Consider the following 21,690-nt stretch of genomic DNA (forward strand, 5'->3'; position numbering starts at 1 on the left):
ATGTCCGAGCCGGAAGAGATCGACATTCACACGACCGCGGGCAAGCTGGCAGATCTCCAGCGCCGCATCCAGGAGGCGACGCACGCCGGCTCGGAACGCGCCGTCGAGAAACAGCACGCCAAGGGCAAGTTGACGGCCCGTGAGCGGATCGACCTGCTGCTTGACGAAGGGTCATTCGTCGAGCTGGACGAGTTCGCCCGGCACCGCTCCACCAACTTCGGCCTGGAGAAGAACCGCCCGTACGGAGACGGTGTCGTCACCGGGTACGGCACCGTCGACGGGCGCCCCGTCGCCGTCTTCTCGCAGGATTTCACCGTCTTCGGCGGTGCCCTCGGCGAGGTGTACGGGCAGAAGATCGTCAAGGTCATGGACTTCGCCCTGAAGACCGGGTGCCCGGTCATCGGCATCAACGACTCCGGCGGCGCCCGGATCCAGGAGGGCGTGGCCTCCCTCGGTGCCTACGGCGAGATCTTCCGCCGCAACACCCACGCCTCCGGCGTCATCCCGCAGATCAGCCTCGTCGTCGGCCCCTGCGCGGGCGGCGCGGTCTACTCCCCCGCCATCACCGACTTCACGGTCATGGTCGACCAGACCTCGCACATGTTCATCACCGGCCCGGACGTCATCAAGACGGTCACCGGCGAGGACGTCGGCTTCGAGGAGCTGGGCGGCGCCCGCACCCACAACTCGGTCTCGGGCGTGGCGCATCACATGGCGGGCGACGAGAAGGACGCCATCGAGTACGTCAAGCAGCTGCTGTCGTACCTGCCGTCCAACAACCTCAGCGAGCCCCCGGTGTTCCCGGAGGAGGCGGACCTCGCCCTCACCGACGAGGACCGCGAGCTGGACACGATCGTCCCGGACAGCGCGAACCAGCCGTACGACATGCACACGGTGATCGAGCACATCCTGGACGACGCCGAGTTCTTCGAGACGCAGGCGCTGTTCGCCCCGAACATCCTCACCGGCTTCGGCCGGGTGGAGGGGCACCCCGTCGGCATCGTCGCCAACCAGCCGATGCAGTTCGCCGGCTGCCTGGACATCCAGGCGAGCGAGAAGGCGGCCCGCTTCGTGCGGACCTGCGACGCCTTCAACATCCCGGTCCTCACGTTCGTGGACGTGCCCGGCTTCCTGCCCGGCGTCGGCCAGGAGCACGACGGCATCATCCGGCGCGGCGCCAAGCTGATCTACGCGTACGCGGAGGCGACCGTCCCGCTGATCACGGTCATCACCCGCAAGGCCTTCGGCGGCGCCTACGACGTCATGGGCTCCAAGCACCTGGGTGCCGACATCAACCTCGCCTGGCCGACCGCGCAGATCGCCGTCATGGGCGCGCAGGGCGCGGTCAACATCCTGCACCGGCGGACCATCGCCGAGGCGCAGGCCACCGGAACCGGCGACGCGACCCGTGCCCAGCTGATCCAGGAGTACGAGGACACCCTCCTCAACCCCTACATCGCGGCCGAGCGCGGCTACGTCGACTCGGTGATCATGCCGTCCGACACCCGCCGCCATGTCGTCCGCGGTCTGCGTCAGCTGCGCACGAAACGGGAATCCCTGCCTCCGAAGAAGCACGGCAACATTCCCCTCTGAGCCCCGCTGACCTTTGGAGCGGTCATGAACATCAAGGTCGTACGAGGCAACCCCACCCCGGAGGAGCTGGCCGCCGCTTTGGCGGTGGTCCGCGCCCGCGCCGCGGCGGCGGCAGCGCTGCCGCCCGGCGCGCCCGGCCCGAAGGACTCCTGGTCGGACCCCGCCCGCATCGCGGCCCAGCACGTCCCGCGACCGGGCCCGGCATCCTGGACCCGCACCTACTGGCCGAGCTGAGTGGCAGCCAACCCGGGGCGCGGGGCTGCATCGATATGCGGCTCCGCCGCCTGGGCGCACAGGAGGACAGCACAGGGGAGCAATTTGAGTACGCCTACTCAGGCGCCCTGACCGGCCAAGCCCCACGCTGGTGGCATGCTGTGGTCAGACCCGGAGAACGAGCCGCCCAAGGAACTGCGCGACATGCAGGCCATGCTGCGGCGGCTCGGCCTCCTCATGGCTCTGGCCATGGTTCTGGCGATGATCGTGATCGGCCTGAGGTGAGCGCGGCGGCATCGCCTGGCTAACCTGGCCGCATGACTGCCAATCCGCGCAGGCGAGTCGTGCTCGCCTCCCAGTCCCCCGCCCGGCTCGGACTGCTCAGGCAGGCCGGGCTCGAACCCGAGGTGATCGTCAGCGGGGTCGACGAGGACGCGATCACCGCACCCACGCCCGCCGAGCTGGCGCTCGCCCTGGCCGAGGCGAAGGCCTCCGTGGTGGCGGCGAAGCCGGAGGTGCAGGGCGCCCTGGTGATCGGCTGCGACTCGGTGCTGGAGCTGGACGGCCAGGCGCTGGGCAAGCCCGCGGACGCCGAGGAGGCCACCGCCCGCTGGAAGTCGATGCGGGGGCGCGCGGGGACCCTCCAGACGGGGCACTGCATCTGGGACACGGTGAACAAGCGGTACGTGTCCGGGACCGCGTCCACCGTCGTGCATTTCGGCGAGCCGACGGACGAGGAGATCGCCGCCTACGTCGCCTCGGGAGAGCCGCTCTACGTCGCCGGGGCGTTCACCCTGGACGGCCGCTCGGCCCCGTTCATCGAGGGCATCGACGGCGACCACGGCAACGTGATCGGCATCAGCCTGCCCCTCGTCCGGCGGCTGCTGGCCGAACTGGGCGTCGGCATCACGGAGTTGTGGACATCGGCGGAGTGACCCAGGGCCTGTCCGGCGGATCGTGCCGCGGACGCAGGGCCTGGCACGCCCTCCCCCGGGCTCTTCGAGCAGGGGGACCCCCATGGCCCCGCTCACCTGGGCCGATGAGGCGCCATTGCTTTCCTGCGACTTGATCCGCCGGACGGGCCCTGGCTAGGCGACGGGGGCGGCCATGGCGGGGACGCCGGCCTGAGGGACATCGCCCTGAGGAACGTCGTCCTGGGTGACGTCGCCCTGAGGAACGTCGTCCTGGGTGACGTCGCCCTGAGGAACGTCGTCCTGGGTGACGTCGCCCTGAGGGACGTCGTCCTGGGGCTCCTCCGTCTCGCCCTCCGGCTCCCCTGCCTCGCCCGCCGGCGCCTCTCCGGTCGTCCCCTCCGGGGCGCTGCCGGTCTCCGGGGTGCTCTTGGCCTCCGGCGTGTCGCCGCCCTGGGGGGCGCCGCCGGGCGCCGTCTCCGCCGTGCCGCCCTGGGCGTCGTACGTCATCAGGAGCAGCACGATCAGCCCCAGGACCGCCACCATGAACGCGAACGCGGTCCAGCCCACCAGCCCCCACGCGAACGCGCCCAGCAGCCCGTGCACCACGGCCATGCTGATGAGCAGGATGCGGCCGAAGCCGGCCGGAGCGCGGTTGCGTATCGCCACGAGCAGGGCGACCAGCGCGCACAGGGCGAAGTAGAGGCCGAAGACCACGCCGCCGATCTTCGACGAGTTGGACATCACGTCCGGGTCGATGCCGGCCAGCGACATGTGCTGCCGGTCGGCGACGATCCCGAGGAACCAGTTCAATGCCGCGATGCCGAGCCCCTCGGCGAGGAGGACGACCGCCACGAGCCACGCCACCGGTCTGCGCACCACCGGTCCCACCCACTTTCGACCTCAGCCCGAGCCGGGCTGCTGTTACCTGAAGTACGTTCGAGACGTCGTGAACGCTACTAACCGGTAAACCCGGGGACAAGGGTTCTGTCGGGAGCAAAGAATCATTGGGCCATTCGTAGGGACTCGACAAAGAAACCGAGTGGGCCGCAGCACGCTCTCACAGAGACCTTGGCCACATGACAGGGCTAGGGTTTCCCGGAGGAGTCCTGCGTACCGAGGTGCGACAAGGGCTTTCGCGGGTCGAGCGAGCCTCGAATCACGCTCCGTGTGGGCAAGCTCACCATTGGGGACGGGTCGAAGTGCCGTGTCGGCAGTCCCTAAACTCGGCTTGTTTCAAGGAGGGAGCCTCAATCGTGCGCAAGGTGCTCATCGCCAACCGTGGCGAAATCGCTGTCCGCGTGGCCCGGGCGTGCCGGGACGCCGGGATCGCGAGCGTGGCCGTCTACGCCGACCCGGACCGGGACGCTCTGCATGTCCGCGCCGCGGATGAGGCGTTCGCCCTGGGTGGTGACACTCCGGCCACCAGTTACCTCGACATCGAGAAGGTACTGAACGCCGCGCGCGAGTCCGGCGCGGACGCCATCCACCCGGGTTACGGCTTCCTCTCGGAGAACGCCGAATTCGCGCAGGCGGTACTGGACGCGGGTCTGATCTGGATCGGCCCGCCGCCGCAGGCCATCCGCGATCTGGGTGACAAGGTGGCGGCGCGTCACATCGCGCAGCGGGCCGGCGCCCCGCTGGTGGCCGGTACGCCCGACCCGGTCTCGGGTGCGGACGAGGTCGTCGCGTTCGCGCAGGAGCACGGGCTGCCGATCGCGATCAAGGCCGCGTTCGGTGGCGGTGGCCGTGGTCTGAAGGTGGCCCGGACGCTGGAAGAAGTGCCGGAGCTGTACGAGTCCGCAGTGCGCGAGGCGGTCGCGGCGTTCGGCCGGGGCGAGTGCTTCGTGGAGCGGTACCTGGACAAGCCGCGGCACGTGGAGACGCAGTGCCTGGCCGACCAGCACGGCAACGTGGTCGTCGTCTCGACGCGTGACTGCTCGCTGCAGCGCCGCCACCAGAAGCTCGTGGAGGAGGCCCCGGCGCCGTTCCTGTCCGAGGCCCAGCTCGCCGAGCTGTACAGCTCCTCGAAGGCGATCCTGAAGGAGGCCGGCTACGTCGGTGCCGGCACCGTGGAGTTCCTGGTCGGCAACGACGGCACGATCTCCTTCCTGGAGGTCAACACCCGTCTGCAGGTCGAGCACCCGGTCACCGAGGAGATCGCCGGTGTCGACCTGGTGCGCGAGATGTTCCGGATCGCCGACGGCGAGGAACTCGGCTACGGCGACCCGGCGCTGCGCGGTCACTCGTTCGAGTTCCGTATCAACGGTGAGGACCCGGGCCGCAACTTCCTGCCGGCGCCGGGCACGGTGACCCGGTTCGACGCGCCGTCGGGCCCGGGTGTCCGGCTGGACGCGGGCGTGGAGGCCGGCTCGGTGATCGGCCCGGCCTGGGACTCGCTGCTGGCGAAGCTGATCGTGACCGGCCGCACCCGCAAGGAGGCGCTGGAGCGGGCCTCCCGCGCCCTGGAGGAGTTCCAGGTCGAGGGCATGGCCACCGCGATCCCGTTCCACCGCGCGGTGGTGAAGGACCCGGCGTTCGCGCCCGAGCTGGACGGTTCCGAGGAGCCGTTCAAGGTCCACACCCGCTGGATCGAGACCGAGTTCGTCAACGAGATCAAGCCGTTCACCGCCCCTGCCGACGTCGAGGCGGAGGAGGACAACGGCCGTGAGACGGTCGTCGTCGAGGTCGGCGGCAAGCGCCTGGAGGTCTCCCTCCCGGCCGCCCTGGGCATGACCCTGGCCCGCACCGGCCTGGCTGCCGGGGCGAAGCCGAAGCGCCGCGCGGCCAAGAAGTCCGGCCCCGTCGCCTCCGGTGACACCCTCGCCTCCCCGATGCAGGGCACGATCGTCAAGGTCGCGGTCGAGGAGGGCCAGGAGGTCAAGGAGGGCGACCTGGTCGTCGTCCTGGAGGCGATGAAGATGGAGCAGCCGCTGAACGCGCACAAGGCCGGCACCATCAAGGGCCTGAGCGCCGAGGTCGGCGCGTCCGTCACCTCCGGCGCCGCCATCTGCGAGATCAAGGACTGATCTCCGGGTACATCCAGCGAGGCGCCCCGCGGACCGAGCAGTCGGTCCGCGGGGCGCCTCGCTTTCCCCGTCCCCCGTGACGGTGGTCTATGCCGTGCGGGTCCAGCCGGTGCCGTGCCGGACGATCACCGGCCCGGCCGCGCCGAAGGCCACGGCCATCAGCAGGAACGACACGACGGTGACCGGCATGAGGCTGCCCGCGTAGCCGACGACGTTGAGCGGCATGGACACGATGAGCAGCCAGGCGGCCCAGGCGGGGATCACCCGGCCGCGCAGCAGCGCGACGCCGAGCAGGATCGCGCCGACGACATGGGCGGCGACGAAGTAGAGGGTCGGGACACCCACGACGGGCAGGGCAAGGGTGCCGTCCGCCGTCCTGGTCAGGGCGTCCTGGCCGACTCCCTTGCCGAGCCCGCCGAGGGTGACGACGTCCATCGACGGGGTGGCGCTGATCGCCAGGATGCCCGTGCCGAACAGCAGCAGCCCCCACAGGCCGAGCTTCGGCGAGTGGCGCATGGCCAGCAGCCCGACCAGGAGGATGCCTGCCATGAGGGCGATGGACCCGAAGAGCCAGCCCCAGAGGCTGAGTTCGGTGACGGTGCGATGGGCGGCGATGTCCTTGACCATCTCCTTGCTGGAGTCACCGGTCCCGTAGGGGACGATCCCGACCGCCACGGCGAGCAGCACGGGCCCGAGCACCGCGGTGACGCCCATGAGCGTACGGCCGAGGCCGCGCCCCGAACCGGTCTCCGTTACGGCTGCGTGTGCGCGTGGCGGTGTCGTGGTCATAAGACTCCCCCCTGGCGGCCTGCCCCCGTGCGGAGCGCCTTCCGACAGTGAACCGACCCGGCGTGCCCGGTGACCATCCGTCAATCCTGACCAGTCGCGATACGTCGTCTCGGGCGCCGGTCGAGCACCGGTCGATCGCCGGTCAGTCGCCGAGCAGCCCCAGGTCCCGCCCCCGTCGCAGCAGGGCGGCGGTGTGGCCGGCCTCCAGCTTGCGGTGCAGGGAGGCGATGTAGCCGCGTACGGTGGCGGGCGCGAGCCCCATCCTGCGGGCCGCCTCCGTCGCCGTACGGCCGCTGTCGAGGTGCCGGAGCGTGCGGTGCTCCTGGTCGGTCACCCCGAGCAGCCGGGCCACCGCCCGGCTCCGGGCGAGGTCCCGCAGGAGCAGCAGCACGGGCAGCCCGTCGACGGCCTCGGGCACGTACCGCACCTCGACGTCCCGCACCGTGAAGGACTCCCGGCGCGTGAGCCGGGGATCGCCGCGCAAGGCGGCCAGCAGGCGGGCGGCGGTCGCGTTGAGGGCGTACGGCCGGCCGTCCTCGTCGAGGGCGGCGACACCCCGCTCGCGTCCGCCGACCAGTTCCAGGGCGAGGGCGGACAGCAGCCGCAGCCGCTCGCGCTCGCGCACCACCCGTTCGGCCGCGCAGAGCTGGTGCTGGGCGAAGCCGAGCAGATCGCGGTCCCGGTCGCTGAAGTCGTGGCCCGAGCGGACCAGCGCGTATCCCTCGACCACGGCCAGGTCCGAGCCCGCCGAGGCCACCAGGTGGCGTCGCATGCCGAAGGGACGGAAGTCCAGGTTGTAGCAGTGGGTCCGCTGCCACTGCCGTTCCCCGGCGACGTCGCTGACCCGCCATGCCTCCGCGGTCGGGGTCTGCAGCATGACCTCGGTCAGCGGGTGGTCGAGGGGATGGTCGTAGATGAGCATCGGGTCCTCATGGAAGGACTCCTGAGGCAGCGACAGGACGGACAACCCGGCACCGTCGACCGACAGCCGGTAGCACTGGATGGCGTCCGCCGGAATCAGCTCCAGCAGTGCGGGCAGCGCCCGCTCGTGCAACTCCGCCACCGAGTCGGCCTCTTCCAGGCCTCGTACGAGCGTCAGCACGCACTGTGCGTCCGCACCGCTGATCTCCATCGCGTTCTCCCGGCGCCGTTTCCGCCTTGTGAAGAAGGTACGGCTTCGACACCTTCGCGGGAGGCTGCTCGCGCGTCCTCGATGGCATTCTGGAAGCAGTCGGGGGGCGCGAGAGAGGGCAGGTGGAAGGCATGGTGGGCGCGACCGCAGGGGAGGCCGCCGGGGCCCGGGACACGGCGGTGCCGTCCGTGGGCACGCGTGCCATGCGCGCCGATGCCCGCCGCAACTACGAGCGGCTGCTGGCCGAGGCGCGTGCCGCGTTCGCCGAGCACGGCACGGACGCGTCGCTGGAGGACGTGGCCCGCCGGGCGGGCGTCGGGATCGGCACGCTCTACCGGCACTTCCCGAACCGGCAGGCGTTGATGAGCGCCGTCTTCGAGGACGCGGTGAGCGAACTCCTCGCCCGCGCACGCGAACTGCTGAACGCCCCCGAGCCGTGCTCGGCGCTGGTGACATGGCTGCGCGAGATGGTCACGCACGCGGGTGAGTACCGCGGCCTGGCGCGGGCCCTGATGTCGGTGTCCGCCGACTCCGGTTCCGCACTGGCCCGCTGCAGCACCCCGATCCACGAGGCGGGCGGTGCGCTGCTGGCGCGGGCCCAGGAGTCGGGGGCCGTGCGAGCCGACGTCTCGATCGGCGACCTCCTCCAACTCACCCACGCGATTGCACTGGCGGCGGAGGAGTCACCGGGAGACCCGGACCTGGCGGACCGGTTGCTACGGCTGACGCTACGAGGCCTGAAGGGATAGCGGTGCGCTTTTTGACACCGCCAGGGGCAGCACCCTCAGGGGCGCGGGGCAGTCACATCGTGCGGCTCCGCCGCGTGGGCGCGACCAGCCATACACAACCCGCAGCCGCGCACCAAGCCGAACCCCTACGGCGAATAGGCACCACCGCAACCACTAACGCCGCCGCAGATCCGCGACGCGAGCCCGCTCGGCCCCCGCCGCCTGCTCACCCAGAACCGTGGCGGAGCGCAGCGCGGCGCCCGGCACCTGCCCCCGTCGAGGCCCCGGCAGGGCCACGTCCCGGCGCTGCTGGCGCGCCGGGACCTGATCACCCCCCGGGCTTCCCGACGCCCCGGCCACGGCGATATGCACCCCCTGGTCGGCAAGGGCCTGGAGTTCGGTGGCCGCGCGGTCGTCGTGGGCGGGCGGCTCGTCGGTCACCAGCCGGGTGATCACATCCGTGGGCACCGTCTGGAACATCGTGTCCGTGCCCAGCTTGGTGTGGTCGGCGAGGACCACGACCTCCGCGGCCGCCTGGACCAGGGCACGGTCGACGGACGCCGACAGCATGTTGGACGTGGACAGCCCGCGCTCGGCGGTCAGGCCGCTCCCGGACAGGAAGGCCTTGGAGACCCTGAGCCCCTGGAGGGACTGCTCGGCGCCGGAGCCGACGAGGGCGTAGTTGGAGCCGCGCAGGGTGCCGCCGGTCATCACGACCTCCACGCGGTTGGCGTGTGCCAGCGCCTGGGCCACCAGCAGGGAGTTGGTGACGACGGTCAGACCGGGCACCCGGGCGAGCCGGCGGGCCAGTTCCTGGGTCGTGGTCCCCGCCCCGACCACGATGGCCTCGCCCTCTTCGACGAGACCCGCGGCAAGATCGGCGATGGCCGTCTTCTCGGCGGTCGCGAGATGTGACTTCTGCGGAAAGCCGGACTCCCGCGTGAACCCGCCCGGCAATACCGCACCGCCGTGCCGGCGGTCGAGGAGTCCTTCTGCCTCCAGTGCGCGCACGTCCCGCCGTACGGTCACTTCGGAGGTCTGGACGACGCGGGCGAGTTCACGGAGCGACACGGCCCCGTTCGCTCGCACCATTTCGAGGATCAATTGGCGACGTTCTGCAGCGAACACGAAACTGACAGTAACCCCAACGACCGTCTGCTTTCAGCAGTTTGCGCCGAATAACAGAAGTTGTTCGTACGAGAGGGTGGGAAGTGGTATAGGGCCTACCCACCCCGACTATGCCGTACGCATGCTCGGCAACTCCCCGTGACCAGCGGGGAGTTGGTTTCGGCCGTCAGGCCTCGCCGGTCGCCTTGCGGGTGTGGAGCTGACGGGCCACCTCGGCGATCGACCCCGAAAGGGAGGGGTACACGGTGAAGGCGTTCGCGATCTGTTCGACCGTCAGATTGTTGTCGACGGCGATCGAGATGGGGTGGATCAGTTCCGAGGCGCGGGGCGAGACGACCACACCGCCGACCACGATGCCGGTGCCCGGGCGGCAGAAGATCTTCACGAAGCCGTCGCGGATGCCCTGCATCTTGGCGCGCGGGTTGCGCAGCAGCGGGAGCTTCACGACGCGCGCGTCGATCTTGCCCGCGTCGACGTCGGCCTGGGTGTAACCGACGGTGGCGATCTCCGGGTCGGTGAAGACGTTGGAGGAGACGGTCTTGAGGTTGAGCGGGGTCACCGCGTCGCCGAGGAAGTGGTACATGGCGATACGTCCCTGCATGGCGGCGACGGAGGCGAGGGCGAAGACGCCCGTCACGTCACCGGCCGCGTACACGCCCGGGGCGGTGGTCCGGGAGACCTTGTCGGTCCAGATGTGGCCGGAGTCACGGAGCTTGACACCCGCCTCCTCCAGCCCGAGACCGGCGCTGTTCGGTATGGCGCCGACGGCCATGAGGCAGTGCGAGCCGGTGATCACTCGGCCGTCGGCGAGGGTGACCTCCACCTTGTCGCCGACGCGCTTGGCGGACTCGGCGCGGGAGCGGGCCATGACGTTCATGCCACGGCGGCGGAAGACGTCCTCCAGGACCGCGGCGGCGTCCGGGTCCTCGCCGGGCAGCACGCGGTCGCGGGAGGAGACGAGGGTGACCTTGGAGCCGAGGGCCTGGTAGGCGCCGGCGAACTCGGCGCCCGTGACACCGGAGCCGACCACGATGAGCTCCTCGGGGAGCTCGGTGAGGTCGTAGACCTGGGTCCAGTTGAGGATGCGCTCGCCGTCGGGCTGGGCGTCGGGCAGCTCGCGCGGGTGACCGCCGGTGGCGATGAGCACGGCGTCGGCGACGAGGGTCTCCTCGGTGCCGTCGGCGGTGACGACGACGACCTTGCGGGACCCGTCGAGGGCCTGCATGCCCTCCAGGCGGCCGCGGCCGCGCATCACCCGGGCGCCGGCGCGGGTGACGGAGGCGGTGATGTCGTGGGACTGGGCGAGGGCGAGCCGCTTCACACGGCGGTTGACCTTGCCGAGGTCCACGCCGACCACCCGGGCCGCCTGCTCCAGCGGCGGGGTGTCGTCGGCGACGATGATGCCGAGTTCCTCGTACGACGAGTCGAAGGTGGTCATCACCTCGGCCGTAGCGATAAGAGTCTTCGACGGCACGCAGTCGGTCAGCACCGACGCTCCGCCCAGACCGTCGCAGTCGACGACGGTCACCTCCGCGCCGAGCTGCGCTGCCACCAGCGCCGCTTCGTATCCGCCGGGTCCGCCACCGATGATCACGATCCGAGTCACGTACTCCATTGTCCCGCACGCCTCAAGGTGCTACTGCCCGGGGGCGTGAGTGGTGCGCGTTCTGTTACTTCCGGGGGGCGGGTGACAGAAGTTTTCACTGCCGTACCCTCGACGCATGTCGCTCTACGCCGCGTACGCCGGCAATCTCGACGCGCGGCTGATGACCCGCCGCGCCCCTCACTCACCGCTGCGCGCCACCGGCTGGCTGAACGGATGGCGGCTGACCTTCGGGGGCGAGCAGCTGGGCTGGGAGGGCGCGCTGGCGACGATCGTCGAGGAGCCGGGGTCCCAGGTCTTCGTCGGGCTGTACGACATCGCCGAGATGGACGAGGAGTCCCTGGACCGGTGGGAGGGCGTCGGACTCGGCATCTACCGGCGCGCACGGGCGCGCGTGCACACGCTGGACGGGGAGGAGCCGGCGTGGGTGTACGTGCTGAACGGGTACGAGGGCGGCCTGCCGTCGGCCCGCTACCTGGGTGAGATCGCCGACGCGGCGGAGTCGGCCGGGGCACCGCACGACTACGTGATGGAGCTGCGCAAGCGGCCCTGCTAGGGCCTGCCCGGCGGATCGGTGCACCTGGGGTCAGTGCACCTGGGGCTCAGGCTCCCCTCGGGGCACTTTTGTCCCAACCTTTGTTGGAAACGACAAGACAACGATCGCCATCCGGTGAGCTCTGTCATCTACGCGCGTAGGCCCAGACCAGCTACGCTCATCCGCGTGAACGCATCTCTTCTTCCGGACGACATCCAGGGCGACCCCTATGCCGCCGCCGACACGGCCGCCGCGCGCCTGCGCGAGCTCACGGGCGCCGAGACCCACGACGTCGCCCTCGTGATGGGCTCCGGCTGGGCTCCGGCCGTCGACGCCCTGGGCGCTCCCGACGCCGAGTTCCAGGTCACCGAGCTGCCCGGCTTCCCGCCGCCGGCGGTGGAGGGGCACGGGGGCAAGATCCGCTCGTACTCCATCGGTGACAAGCGCGCGCTGGTCTTCCTCGGCCGCACGCACTACTACGAGGGCCGGGGCGTGGCCTCCGTGGCGCACGGCGTGCGCACGGCCGTGGCCGCCGGCTGCAAGACCGTGGTGCTGACCAACGGGTGCGGCGGTCTGCGCGAGGGCATGCGGCCCGGTCAGCCGGTGCTGATCAGCGACCACATCAACCTGACGGCGACCTCGCCGATCGTCGGGGCGAACTTCGTCGACCTGACGGACCTGTACTCGCCGCGGCTGCGCGCCCTGTGCAAGGAGATCGACTCCTCCCTGGAGGAGGGCGTCTACGCGCAGTTCCCCGGCCCGCACTACGAGACCCCCGCCGAGATCCGGATGGCCCGGGTGATCGGCGCGGACCTGGTGGGCATGTCCACGGTGCTGGAAGCCATCGCCGCGCGGGAGGCCGGGGCCGAGGTCCTGGGCATCTCCCTGGTCACCAACCTCGCGGCCGGAATGACCGGCGAGCCGCTGAACCACGAGGAGGTTCTGCAGGCCGGACGGGACTCGGCGGCCCGGATGGGCGCGCTGCTGGAACAGGTTCTGGGCCGGCTGTAGGCAACCCGCCAGGGGGCTGCGCCCCCTGGACCCCCGCTCCGCGGACGCAGGCTGGATTTCACGAACAGGAGAGGTTGACCCGACGTGCACGACGATCTCATCGCCCGGGCCAAGGCGTGGCTGGCCGAGGACCCCGACGCGGAGACCCGTGAGGAACTCGCAGAGCTGATCGACGCCGGGGAGGTCACCGAACTCGCCGCGCGCTTCGCCGGCACCCTCCAGTTCGGTACGGCCGGCCTGCGCGGCGAGCTCGGCGCCGGCGCCATGCGCATGAACCGCTCGGTCGTCATCCGCGCCGCCGCCGGCCTCGCCGCGTACCTGCGGAAGAAGGGCCAGGGCGACGGTCTCGTCGTCGTCGGCTACGACGCCCGGCACAAGTCCGCCGACTTCGCCCGCGACACCGCCGCGGTGATGACGGGCGCCGGGCTGCGCGCGGCCGTGCTCCCGCGCCCTCTCCCCACCCCCGTCCTCGCCTACGCCATAAGGCACCTGGGCGCGGTCGCCGGCGTGGAGGTCACCGCCAGCCACAACCCGCCCCGCGACAACGGCTACAAGGTCTACCTCGGCGACGGCTCGCAGATCGTCCCGCCCGCCGACGCCGAGATCGCCGCCGAGATCGACGCGATCGTCTCCCTGCACGACGTTCCCCGGCCGGACGCGGGCTGGGAGACCCTGGACGACTCCGTCCTCGACGCCTACCTCGCCCGCACCGACGCCGTACTGGCCGAGGGTTCCCCGCGCACCGCCCGCACCGTCTACACGGCGATGCACGGCGTCGGCAAGGACGTGCTCCTCGCCGCGTTCGCCCGCGCCGGCTTCCCGGAGCCCGCCCTCGTCGCCGAGCAGGCCGAGCCGGACCCGGACTTCCCGACCGTCGCCTTCCCCAACCCGGAGGAGCCGGGGGCGATGGACCTCGCCTTCGCCAAGGCCCGGGAGACCGACCCCGACCTCGTCGTCGCCAACGACCCGGACGCCGACCGCTGCGCCGTCGCCGTCAAGGACGCGGGCGAGTGGCGCATGCTGCGGGGCGACGAGGTGGGTTCGCTGCTCGCCGCCCATCTCGTCCGGCGCGGCGCCACCGGCACCTTCGCCGAGTCGATCGTGTCCTCCTCCCTCCTCGGGCGGATCGCCGAGAAGGCGGGGCTGTCGTACGAGGAGACCCTCACCGGGTTCAAGTGGATCGCCCGGGCGGAGGGGCTGCGCTACGGGTACGAGGAGGCCCTCGGCTACTGCGTCGACCCCGACGGCGTCCGTGACAAGGACGGCATCACCGCGGCGCTGCTCATCACGGAGCTGGCCTCCGAGCTGAAGGAGGAGGGCCGTACGCTCCTCGACCTGCTCGACGACCTCGCCGTGGAGCACGGGCTGCACGCCACCGACCAGCTCTCGGTGCGCGTGCAGGACCTGTCGGTCATCGCCGACGCGATGAGCCGGCTGCGCGAGCGGCCGCCGACCGAGCTCGCCGGTCTGGCCATCACCAGGGCCGAGGACCTCACCAAGGGCACGGAGACGCTGCCGCCCACCGACGGGCTGCGCTACACCCTCGACGGTGCCCGCGTCATCGTCCGGCCCAGCGGCACCGAGCCCAAGCTGAAGTGCTACCTGGAGGTCGTGGTGCCGGTCGCCGCGCACGCGGACCTGCCGGCCGCCCGCGCCCGCGCGACCGAGCTGCTGGACGCCATCAAGCGCGACCTGTCCGCGGCCGCCGGCATCTGAGCCGCGGTCCCCGCACGCCCGTTCCACCCGATGGGGTGTCCCTGCCTGCAGGGACACCCCATCGGGTGATTTAGCGACGACAGCTGACGCACGCGCCGCACCCGGCCGCGCCTGTCCGGGGAACGGTGAACCGGTACCGCCCGCCGAGTACTGGAGCCGCCGCCGTGCCCTCGACCGCCCCCGACACCGCCCCCAGCGGACACATCCCGGGCACCAGGCGGCCCCACCCCCCGGCCGTCGGCCGGCCGCGTGTGCCGCGCGGTCTGCGGCTCGCGGCCCCCGCCCTCGGCGCGTTTCTCGCCGTACGCCTCACCGGGCTGCTGTTCCTCGTCCTGTGGGCGCACCGGCGGCACCACGGCGTCTGGCCCATGCTGGCCACGCAGTGGGACGCCAGCTGGTACCTCGGCGTCGCCGACCACGGGTACGCGCACGAGCTGGGCACCCGGTACGACTCGAACAACCTCGCCTTCTTCCCGCTCTACCCGCTGCTGGTGAAGGGCGTCGCCGTCCTCACCCCCGGCAGCCGTGCCAGTACCGGCCTCGGTATCGCCGTCGTCGCCTCGCTCTTCGCTGCCTGGGGTGTGTTCGCGGTGGGCGAGCGGCTGCACGGGCGGCGGGTCGGGATCCTGCTCACCACGCTGTGGGCCGCGCTTCCGGTCGGCCTTGTGCAGTGGATGGGGTACACCGAGTCGCTGTTCACGGCGTTCACGGCCTGGGCGCTGTACGCGGTGCTCGGCCGGCGCTGGGTGTGGGCCGGTGCGGGAGCCTGTCTGGCCGGGCTGACCCGGCCGACCGGGATCGCGGTGGCGGCCGCGGTCGCGGTGGCCGCCCTGCTCTCGCTGCGCCGCGGCTTCTCGGGGCGGGCCCTCGCGGGTGCCCTCCTCGCCCCGCTCGGCTGGTGCGCGTACGTCGGCTGGGTGGGCCTGCGCCTCGGCCGCTGGGACGGCTACTTCGCCGTACAGAGGCTGTGGCACAACGAGCTGGACGGCGGCCGGGAGACCCTGCGCCGGCTGCGGGAGCTGCTGGGGCAGGACTCCACGCCCGAGCTCTTCCTGATCATGGTGACCGTCACGCTGCTCGCATCGGCCGTACTGTTCGCGCTGTCGGCCGCGGACCGCCAGCCGCTGCCCCTGCTGGTGTTCACGGGTGTCCTGCTGTCGATCGTCCTGGCCAGCGGTGGCGTCTACTTCCCGCGCGCCCGTTTCCTGCTCCCCGCCTTCCCGCTGCTCCTGCCGCTCGCCCTGCACCTGTCCCGCGGCTCCCGCCGCCTGCGCGTGCTCGTGCTGACGGCGGCGGTGGCGGGCTCGGCGTACTGCGGCGCGTACATGCTCCTGGTGTGGCCGAGCGCGCCCTGAGCAGGGGCCGCGTCGCTCACGGCAGAAGCGCGTCGCTCACGGCAGAAGCGCCTCGCTCACGGCAGAAGGATGAGCACGGCCGTCCAGGCGACGGCGAGCAGGACCCCCAGCGGCCACAGCGGGCGGCGGCCGCGCTGCCCCGCGCGGCTCGCGTCGGTGGGCCTGCGGGCCGGGTCCCGCCACATCCCGGCGATCTCGGCGGCCGTCCGCTCGTAGGGGTGCAGCAGACCGAACCGGCGCTCCAGCCACGGCCAGCGCAGGGTGGACACCGACCACTCCGGGACGGTGACCCGCTTGCTGTCGATCTTCAGCTGCGTGCCCTTGCACCGCACGACCCGGATCTGGTCCCAGGGGATGTGGCCGGTCCTGCGGAACCCGTTGAACCACAGGCCCTCGCTGTCGGCGGTGACGTTCCACGCGGCCATCTGCGGCAGGAGCACGGCGCCGACGAGGCCCAGGACGGTTCCGGCGCCGTACCGCCAGGTGTCGCCCCAGACCTGGACCGTGCCCGACGTCACCAGCGCCAGGGCGACGAGCCGGTCGATCCATCCGGCGTGCCACCGCCGGACCGGGCCGCCCGGCTGCCCGGCGACGGCCTCGGCGGCCGCCCGCCCGCGCTCCGCGTACGCGGCCTCCTGGTCCGCCTTGCGCTTCTCCGCGGCGAGGCGCCGACGCAGCGTGCCCTGCGGCAGCGGCCGTACGGGCCCGGACGACCGCTCGACCACGGGCGGCGCGTCCGGCTCCTCGGCGGCGGTCACCAGCAGGATCTCGGCGCCGTCGCAGGGGGTTCCGTAGAGGACGGCCTCACGCAGCGGCCCGGGTCCGTCGCGCTCGATGCGGGCGACGAGCGCCGCCAGTTTCGCCTCGTCGTCGGCCTTGTCGTGCCGGTCCCCCTCCTCGTCGTCCTCGTCGTCGTTCTCATCGTCGGGTTCCGTGACGGAGACGGTGAACAGGGGGCGCAGGGCGGCCATGTCGTCGGCCGCGAAGACCTCCGTGTCGCCATCGGCGCCCTCCCGCACCAGCACGCGCAGCACGGGCGCGGGCGCGCGGCGCAGCGCGGTGGCCCGGCGGTGCCCGAGGAGGCCGGAGAGCAGAGCCACGAGGCCCAGGCCGACCGGCAGCCAGCCGATCGCCGCCCCCGTCCGCCCGTCCCCGGGGTGGGTGACGATCAGTACGGCACCGACGACGGTCACGACGCCACCGAACCCGGCGAGGAATGTGCCCCGCTTCACGGGCCGGCCCGCGTCCGGCAGCACGGCGGTCGCTTCCCCGGCCGCCGCCGACGCCGCCCGGCGCTGCCCCGCCCGCGCGGCCAGGCGCAGCTCCGCCGCCGTCCAGGCCAGCGCCAGGGCCAGGACGACCAGCAGGCTCTGGGTCCACGGCAGCGCGGGCCGCTGCACGAGGAGGGCGATGCCCAGGGCGGGCACCGACACCCGTATGAGCTCGGGCCGCACCAGCAGCAGGACGGCGTGCAGCCCGAGCAGGGCCGCGGCCCAGGGGTGCCAGTCGGCGTACCCGGTCAGCGCCCAGGTGACCGCCGCGCCGGCCACGACCGCGACCAGGACGTGGGGCACCATGGCCCACAGCGGCACCCAGCCCGGCGGCAACGCCTCGGTCCAGCGGCGTGCCTGCGCCCCGTCCCACGGGGGACAGCCGTCGGGCACGGCCGAGGCGGGCAACGGCAATGGCGACGGCGCCGGCAGATCGGATTTCGTACTCATCGCTTCCCAGACACCCGGACCACAGGTGTGGTTGCGGTCCTCCGCGTCCCTGTGGAAAAGCTGTGAACCCGCCGGCCGACGGCCCGCTGACCGACGGCCCGCTATCCGACCGCCAGCAGAATCGCCAGGAGCACCGCCCCGGCGACCACGGGCGCCGCGATCTCGTACGCCCAGCGGACGGTGATCTCGCCGCCCTCCGCCGTCCTCTCCCGCTCGTGGCGCTCCAGGATCTCGCGCAGGTCGTCCATGACCTTGTCGGTCTCCGCGCGGGTCGGGCCGGCGGACGCGGCGCCGTCCCGCGCCCCGCCGAAGCCGAAGCCGAGGGCCGCCCCGGCTCGCGACCCGGGCCTGCCGCCCCGCTGGGCCTCCGCGGCGGCCCGTGCCTGCTGGCGCGTCGCCTTCTTGCGGGCCCGGAGCGAGACGGGGATGGCCCAGAGCTGATACTTGGCGCCGGACTTGGCGACGACCTCGTTCGAGTACCCGGAGCGCAGGGAGGCGATCTCGCCCCAGGGCAGGGTGATCACGCGCAAGGGGTTGCGGACGCGCAGCCGGTCGTCGTTGGCGAACACGGCCGGGCGCAGGGTGAAGGCGACCAACAGCGGCACGAGGAAGATCAGCCAGGCGAGCGCCAGCCACGGCGTGCGCCCGTGCCCGCTGGTCACCGCGTCGAAGCCGAGCCACCCGCCGATGGCGAGCAGCAGCACGCCGCCCGCGATGCCCATGGGCGAGCGGTAGATCCGGTCCGCGGTGGCGGGCACCGGAGGCTGTGGCGCGGGTGACTGGTGGTCCGGGGTCGTCATGCTCCCGATTCTGCCCGACGCCGCAAAGAGTGCTCATACGTGGTCGCCGGGCGGAGGATGAGCGCCCGGGGGGTGTACAGCCGCTACGCGCGTAGATATGCTCGGCTGGTGACCATGCCCAGTACTGCAAACGCTCTCGCTGACGTCACCGCGTCCGACAGCACGCTGCGCCGCTTCCTCCACGGGCTGCCCGGCGTCGACGCGGTCGGCCTGGAGGCGCGCGCCGCCTCTCTCGGCACCCGTTCCATCAAGACCACCGCGAAGGCGTACGCCATCGACCTCGCCATCTCGATGGTCGACCTGACGACGCTGGAAGGCGCGGACACCCCGGGCAAGGTCCGGGCGCTCGGCGCCAAGGCGGTCCACCCCGACCCCACGGACCGTACGACCCCCGCGACCGCGGCCGTCTGCGTCTACCCCGACATGGTGGCCGTGGCCAAGGAGGCCGTCGCCGGTTCCGGCGTGAAGGTCGCCTCGGTCGCCACCGCCTTCCCGGCAGGGCGTGCCGCCCTCGACGTGAAGCTGGCCGACGTGCGTGACGCCGTCGCCGCGGGCGCCGACGAGATCGACATGGTCATCGACCGCGGGGCGTTCCTCGCCGGCCACTACCTGAAGGTGTACGACGAGATCACCGCCGTGAAGGAGACCTGCGGGACGTCCGCCCGCCTCAAGGTCATCTTCGAGACCGGCGAGCTGTCCACGTACGACAACATCCGGCGGGCGAGCTGGCTCGGCATGCTGGCCGGGGCCGACTTCATCAAGACCTCGACCGGCAAGGTCGCCGTCAACGCGACCCCCGCGAACACCCTCCTCATGCTGGAGGCCGTCCGCGACTTCCGCGCCCAGACCGGTGTCCAGATCGGTGTGAAGCCCGCCGGCGGCATCCGGACCACCAAGGACGCCATCAAGTTCCTGGTCCTGGTCAACGAGACCGCCGGCGAGGACTGGCTGGACAACCACTGGTTCCGCTTCGGCGCCTCCTCGCTCCTGAACGACTTGCTGATGCAGCGTCAGAAGCTGGCCACCGGCCGCTACTCCGGCCCCGACTACGTGACGGTGGACTGATCATCATGGCATCGGCATTCGAATACGCACCCGCGCCCGAGTCCCGCTCGGTCGTCGACATCGCGCCCTCCTACGGCCTGTTCATCGACGGCGAGTTCAGCGAGGCGGCCGACGGCAAGGTCTTCAAGACGGTCAGCCCGTCCACCGAGGAGGTCCTCGCCGAGGTCGCCCAGGCCGGCGAGGCGGACGTCGACCGCGCGGTGAAGGCCGCCCGCAAGGCCTTCGAGAAGTGGTCCGCGCTGCCCGGCTCCGAGCGCGCCAAGTACCTCTTCCGCATCGCCCGGATCATCCAGGAGCGCAGCCGCGAGCTGGCGGTCCTGGAGACCCTGGACAACGGCAAGCCCATCAAGGAGACCCGCGACGCCGACCTCCCTCTGGTCGCCGCGCACTTCTTCTACTACGCGGGCTGGGCGGACAAGCTCGACCACGCCGGCTTCGGGGCGAACCCCCGGCCGCTGGGCGTGGCCGGCCAGGTCATCCCCTGGAACTTCCCGCTGCTGATGCTGGCCTGGAAGATCGCCCCGGCGCTCGCGACCGGCAACACGGTCGTCCTGAAGCCGGCGGAGACCACCCCGCTGTCGGCCCTGTTCTTCGCGGACATCTGCCGCCAGGCGGGCCTGCCCAAGGGCGTCGTCAACATCCTTCCGGGCTACGGCGACACGGGCGCCGCGCTGGTCGCGCACCCGGACGTCAACAAGGTCGCCTTCACCGGCTCCACGGCCGTCGGCAAGGCGATCGCCCGCACGGTCGCCGGCACCCGCAAGAAGCTCACCCTCGAACTCGGCGGCAAGGGCGCCAACATCGTCTTCGACGACGCCCCGATCGACCAGGCCGTCGAGGGTATCGTGAACGGCATCTTCTTCAACCAGGGCCAGGTCTGCTGCGCGGGCTCGCGGCTGCTGGTCCAGGAGTCGATCCACGACGAGCTCCTCGACTCCCTGAAACGCCGGCTCTCGACCCTCCGCCTGGGCGACCCGCTCGACAAGAACACGGACATCGGCGCGATCAACTCCGCCGAGCAGCTGGCCCGGATCACCACGCTCGCCGAGCAGGGCGAGGCGGAGGGCGCCGAGCGCTGGTCCCCCGCCTGCGAACTCCCGGCCTCCGGCTACTGGTTCGCCCCGACGCTCTTCACGAACGTCACCCAGGCCCACACCATCGCCCGCGACGAGATCTTCGGCCCGGTGCTGTCGGTCCTCACGTTCCGTACGCCCGACGAGGCCGTCGCCAAGGCCAACAACACGCAGTACGGCCTGTCGGCGGGCATCTGGACGGAGAAGGGCTCGCGCATCCTGGCGGTCGCGGGCAAGCTGCGCGCGGGCGTCGTCTGGTCCAACACGTTCAACAAGTTCGACCCGACCTCGCCGTTCGGCGGCTACAAGGAGTCGGGCTTCGGCCGCGAGGGCGGCCGCCACGGCCTGGAGGCGTACCTCGATGTCTGATAAGTCCGAAACGATCGAGCGGCTTTCCGTCTTCAAGACCTACAAGCTGTACGTGGGCGGCAAGTTCCCGCGTTCCGAGAGCGGCCGGGTGTACGAGGTGACGGACTCGAAGGGCAAGTGGCTGGCGAACGCACCGCTGTCGTCCCGCAAGGACGCCCGTGACGCGGTCGTGGCCGCGCGCAAGGCGTTCGGCGGCTGGTCCGGCGCGACCGCCTACAACCGGGGCCAGATCCTCTACCGCATCGCCGAGATGCTGGAGGGGCGCCGCGACCAGTTCGTGCGCGAGGTGGCCGAGGCGGAGGGCCTGTCCAAGTCGAAGGCCGCCGCCCAGGTGGACGCGACGATCGACCGCTGGGTCTGGTACGCGGGCTGGACCGACAAGATCGCCCAGGTCGTCGGCGGCGCGAACCCGGTCGCGGGCCCCTACTTCAACCTCTCCACCCCCGAGCCGACGGGTGTGGTCGCCGTACTGGCACCGCAGGAGTCGTCCTTCCTCGGCCTGGTCTCGGTGATCGCCCCGGTGATCGCGACCGGCAACACGGCGGTCGTGGTGGCGAGCGAGAAGTCCCCGCTCCCCGCGCTGTCCCTGGGCGAGGTGCTGGCCACCTCGGACCTGCCCGGCGGTGTCGTCAACGTGCTCTCCGGCCGTACGGCGGAGATCGCTGCGCCGCTCGCCGCGCACCAGGACGTCAATGCGATCGACCTGGCGGGCGCCGACGAGGCGCTGGCGAAGGAACTGGAGATCGCGGCGGCGGACAACCTGAAGCGCGCCCTTCGTCCACAGCCTGTGGACAACTGGTCGGCAACTCCGGGCCTCGACCGCATGACGGCCTTCCTGGAGACGAAGACGGTCTGGCACCCGACGGGTTCGCTGGGCGCGTCCGGCTCGTCGTACTGAGCCGGGAGCCGGGACACAGAC

The 21,690-nt window shown here is 71.7% G+C and carries 19 protein-coding genes and 1 pseudogene; 13 read left to right on the forward strand and 7 right to left on the reverse strand.

What is annotated here, in order from left to right:
- From ACIPSA_RS09260 to ACIPSA_RS09275, 4 genes are all read left to right on the forward strand, one after another.
- Positions 1-1,593 carry an acyl-CoA carboxylase subunit beta gene (locus ACIPSA_RS09260; protein ID WP_402630830.1) on the forward strand — a complete coding sequence of 531 codons (1,593 nt, stop codon included), beginning with the start codon at positions 1-3 and terminating at the stop codon, positions 1,591-1,593.
- A 24-nt stretch (positions 1,594-1,617) separates the two neighbouring features.
- Entirely contained in the window at positions 1,618-1,827 is a 210-nt protein-coding gene (locus tag ACIPSA_RS09265; protein ID WP_402630832.1) for an acyl-CoA carboxylase epsilon subunit, read from the forward strand.
- A gap of 135 nt (positions 1,828-1,962) precedes the next feature.
- Complete coding sequence (gene mmpB / locus ACIPSA_RS09270; protein WP_402630835.1) at positions 1,963-2,091, forward strand: morphogenic membrane protein MmpB; 129 nt, start codon at positions 1,963-1,965, stop codon at positions 2,089-2,091.
- 32 nt (positions 2,092-2,123) lie between these two features.
- On the forward strand, positions 2,124-2,741 hold the full coding sequence (locus ACIPSA_RS09275) for a Maf family protein (RefSeq protein ID WP_402630838.1): 618 nt from the start codon (positions 2,124-2,126) through the stop codon (positions 2,739-2,741).
- 366 nt (positions 2,742-3,107) lie between these two features.
- On the opposite strand, the pseudogene ACIPSA_RS09280 reads toward ACIPSA_RS09275, so the two are convergent.
- Positions 3,108-3,599 (reverse strand): annotated as a pseudogene (locus ACIPSA_RS09280) (hypothetical protein); the annotation flags it as partial.
- A 374-nt stretch (positions 3,600-3,973) separates the two neighbouring features.
- Between ACIPSA_RS09280 and ACIPSA_RS09285 the strand changes: the two are divergent.
- Positions 3,974-5,746: an acetyl/propionyl/methylcrotonyl-CoA carboxylase subunit alpha gene (locus ACIPSA_RS09285; RefSeq protein ID WP_402630841.1), complete on the forward strand. Its 1,773-nt coding sequence runs from the start codon at positions 3,974-3,976 to the stop codon at positions 5,744-5,746.
- Positions 5,747-5,833: 87 nt separating this feature from the next.
- Here ACIPSA_RS09285 and ACIPSA_RS09290 read toward each other — a convergent pair whose 3' ends face one another.
- Entirely contained in the window at positions 5,834-6,535 is a 702-nt protein-coding gene (locus tag ACIPSA_RS09290) for a hypothetical protein (RefSeq protein WP_402630843.1), read from the reverse strand.
- A 142-nt stretch (positions 6,536-6,677) separates the two neighbouring features.
- Positions 6,678-7,667: a response regulator transcription factor gene (locus tag ACIPSA_RS09295; RefSeq protein WP_402630846.1), complete on the reverse strand. Its 990-nt coding sequence runs from the start codon at positions 7,665-7,667 to the stop codon at positions 6,678-6,680.
- A 203-nt stretch (positions 7,668-7,870) separates the two neighbouring features.
- On the opposite strand from ACIPSA_RS09295, the gene ACIPSA_RS09300 reads away from it, so the two are divergent.
- On the forward strand, positions 7,871-8,416 hold the full coding sequence (locus tag ACIPSA_RS09300) for a TetR/AcrR family transcriptional regulator (RefSeq protein ID WP_402631728.1): 546 nt from the start codon (positions 7,871-7,873) through the stop codon (positions 8,414-8,416).
- Positions 8,417-8,569: 153 nt separating this feature from the next.
- Here the strand turns inward: ACIPSA_RS09300 and ACIPSA_RS09305 are convergent, their stop codons facing one another.
- Together ACIPSA_RS09305 and ACIPSA_RS09310 are read right to left on the reverse strand one after the other, a co-directional pair.
- Positions 8,570-9,523: a DeoR/GlpR family DNA-binding transcription regulator gene (locus ACIPSA_RS09305; RefSeq protein ID WP_402630849.1), complete on the reverse strand. Its 954-nt coding sequence runs from the start codon at positions 9,521-9,523 to the stop codon at positions 8,570-8,572.
- A 166-nt stretch (positions 9,524-9,689) separates the two neighbouring features.
- Entirely contained in the window at positions 9,690-11,138 is a 1,449-nt protein-coding gene (locus ACIPSA_RS09310) for an NAD(P)H-quinone dehydrogenase (RefSeq protein ID WP_402630852.1), read from the reverse strand.
- Between the two features lie 106 nt (positions 11,139-11,244).
- Between ACIPSA_RS09310 and ACIPSA_RS09315 the strand changes: the two genes are divergently transcribed.
- The 4 genes from ACIPSA_RS09315 to ACIPSA_RS09330 all read left to right on the forward strand — a co-directional run bounded on the left by ACIPSA_RS09315 (position 11,245) and on the right by ACIPSA_RS09330 (position 15,743).
- A complete protein-coding gene (locus tag ACIPSA_RS09315; RefSeq protein WP_402630854.1) occupies positions 11,245-11,682 on the forward strand; it encodes a gamma-glutamylcyclotransferase in 438 nt (145 codons plus the stop codon).
- 165 nt (positions 11,683-11,847) lie between these two features.
- Positions 11,848-12,672 carry a purine-nucleoside phosphorylase gene (locus ACIPSA_RS09320; RefSeq protein WP_402630857.1) on the forward strand — a complete coding sequence of 275 codons (825 nt, stop codon included), beginning with the start codon at positions 11,848-11,850 and terminating at the stop codon, positions 12,670-12,672.
- An 84-nt stretch (positions 12,673-12,756) separates the two neighbouring features.
- On the forward strand, positions 12,757-14,388 hold the full coding sequence (locus tag ACIPSA_RS09325; protein ID WP_402630859.1) for a phospho-sugar mutase: 1,632 nt from the start codon (positions 12,757-12,759) through the stop codon (positions 14,386-14,388).
- 164 nt (positions 14,389-14,552) lie between these two features.
- Complete coding sequence (locus ACIPSA_RS09330; protein ID WP_402630862.1) at positions 14,553-15,743, forward strand: hypothetical protein; 1,191 nt, start codon at positions 14,553-14,555, stop codon at positions 15,741-15,743.
- 56 nt (positions 15,744-15,799) lie between these two features.
- On the opposite strand, the gene ACIPSA_RS09335 is transcribed toward ACIPSA_RS09330, so the two are convergent.
- Together ACIPSA_RS09335 and ACIPSA_RS09340 are read right to left on the reverse strand one after the other, a co-directional pair.
- Positions 15,800-17,464, reverse strand: a complete 1,665-nt coding sequence (locus ACIPSA_RS09335; RefSeq protein WP_402630865.1) for a hypothetical protein — start codon at positions 17,462-17,464, stop codon at positions 15,800-15,802.
- Between the two features lie 101 nt (positions 17,465-17,565).
- Positions 17,566-18,264 (reverse strand): PH domain-containing protein, encoded by a 699-nt coding sequence (locus ACIPSA_RS09340; RefSeq protein ID WP_402630868.1) that lies wholly within the window; start codon positions 18,262-18,264, stop codon positions 17,566-17,568.
- A 114-nt stretch (positions 18,265-18,378) separates the two neighbouring features.
- Here ACIPSA_RS09340 and deoC point away from each other — a divergent pair, with 114 nt between their 5' ends.
- From deoC to ACIPSA_RS09355, 3 genes are read left to right on the forward strand one after another with little or no spacing between them, the layout of a single operon-like run.
- Positions 18,379-19,329 (forward strand): deoxyribose-phosphate aldolase, encoded by a 951-nt coding sequence (deoC, locus tag ACIPSA_RS09345; protein ID WP_402630871.1) that lies wholly within the window; start codon positions 18,379-18,381, stop codon positions 19,327-19,329.
- 5 nt (positions 19,330-19,334) lie between these two features.
- Positions 19,335-20,771, forward strand: coding sequence for an aldehyde dehydrogenase family protein (locus ACIPSA_RS09350; protein ID WP_402630874.1), 1,437 nt, complete (start codon positions 19,335-19,337; stop codon positions 20,769-20,771).
- Positions 20,764-21,669: an aldehyde dehydrogenase family protein gene (locus tag ACIPSA_RS09355; protein WP_402630876.1), complete on the forward strand. Its 906-nt coding sequence runs from the start codon at positions 20,764-20,766 to the stop codon at positions 21,667-21,669. Before ACIPSA_RS09350 ends, ACIPSA_RS09355 begins: the two co-directional genes overlap by 8 nt.
- Positions 21,670-21,690: the final 21 nt, after the last annotated feature.

The sequence above is a fragment of the Streptomyces sp. NPDC086549 genome, from assembly GCF_044746205.1.
Taxonomy (GTDB): Bacteria; Actinomycetota; Actinomycetes; order Streptomycetales; family Streptomycetaceae; genus Streptomyces.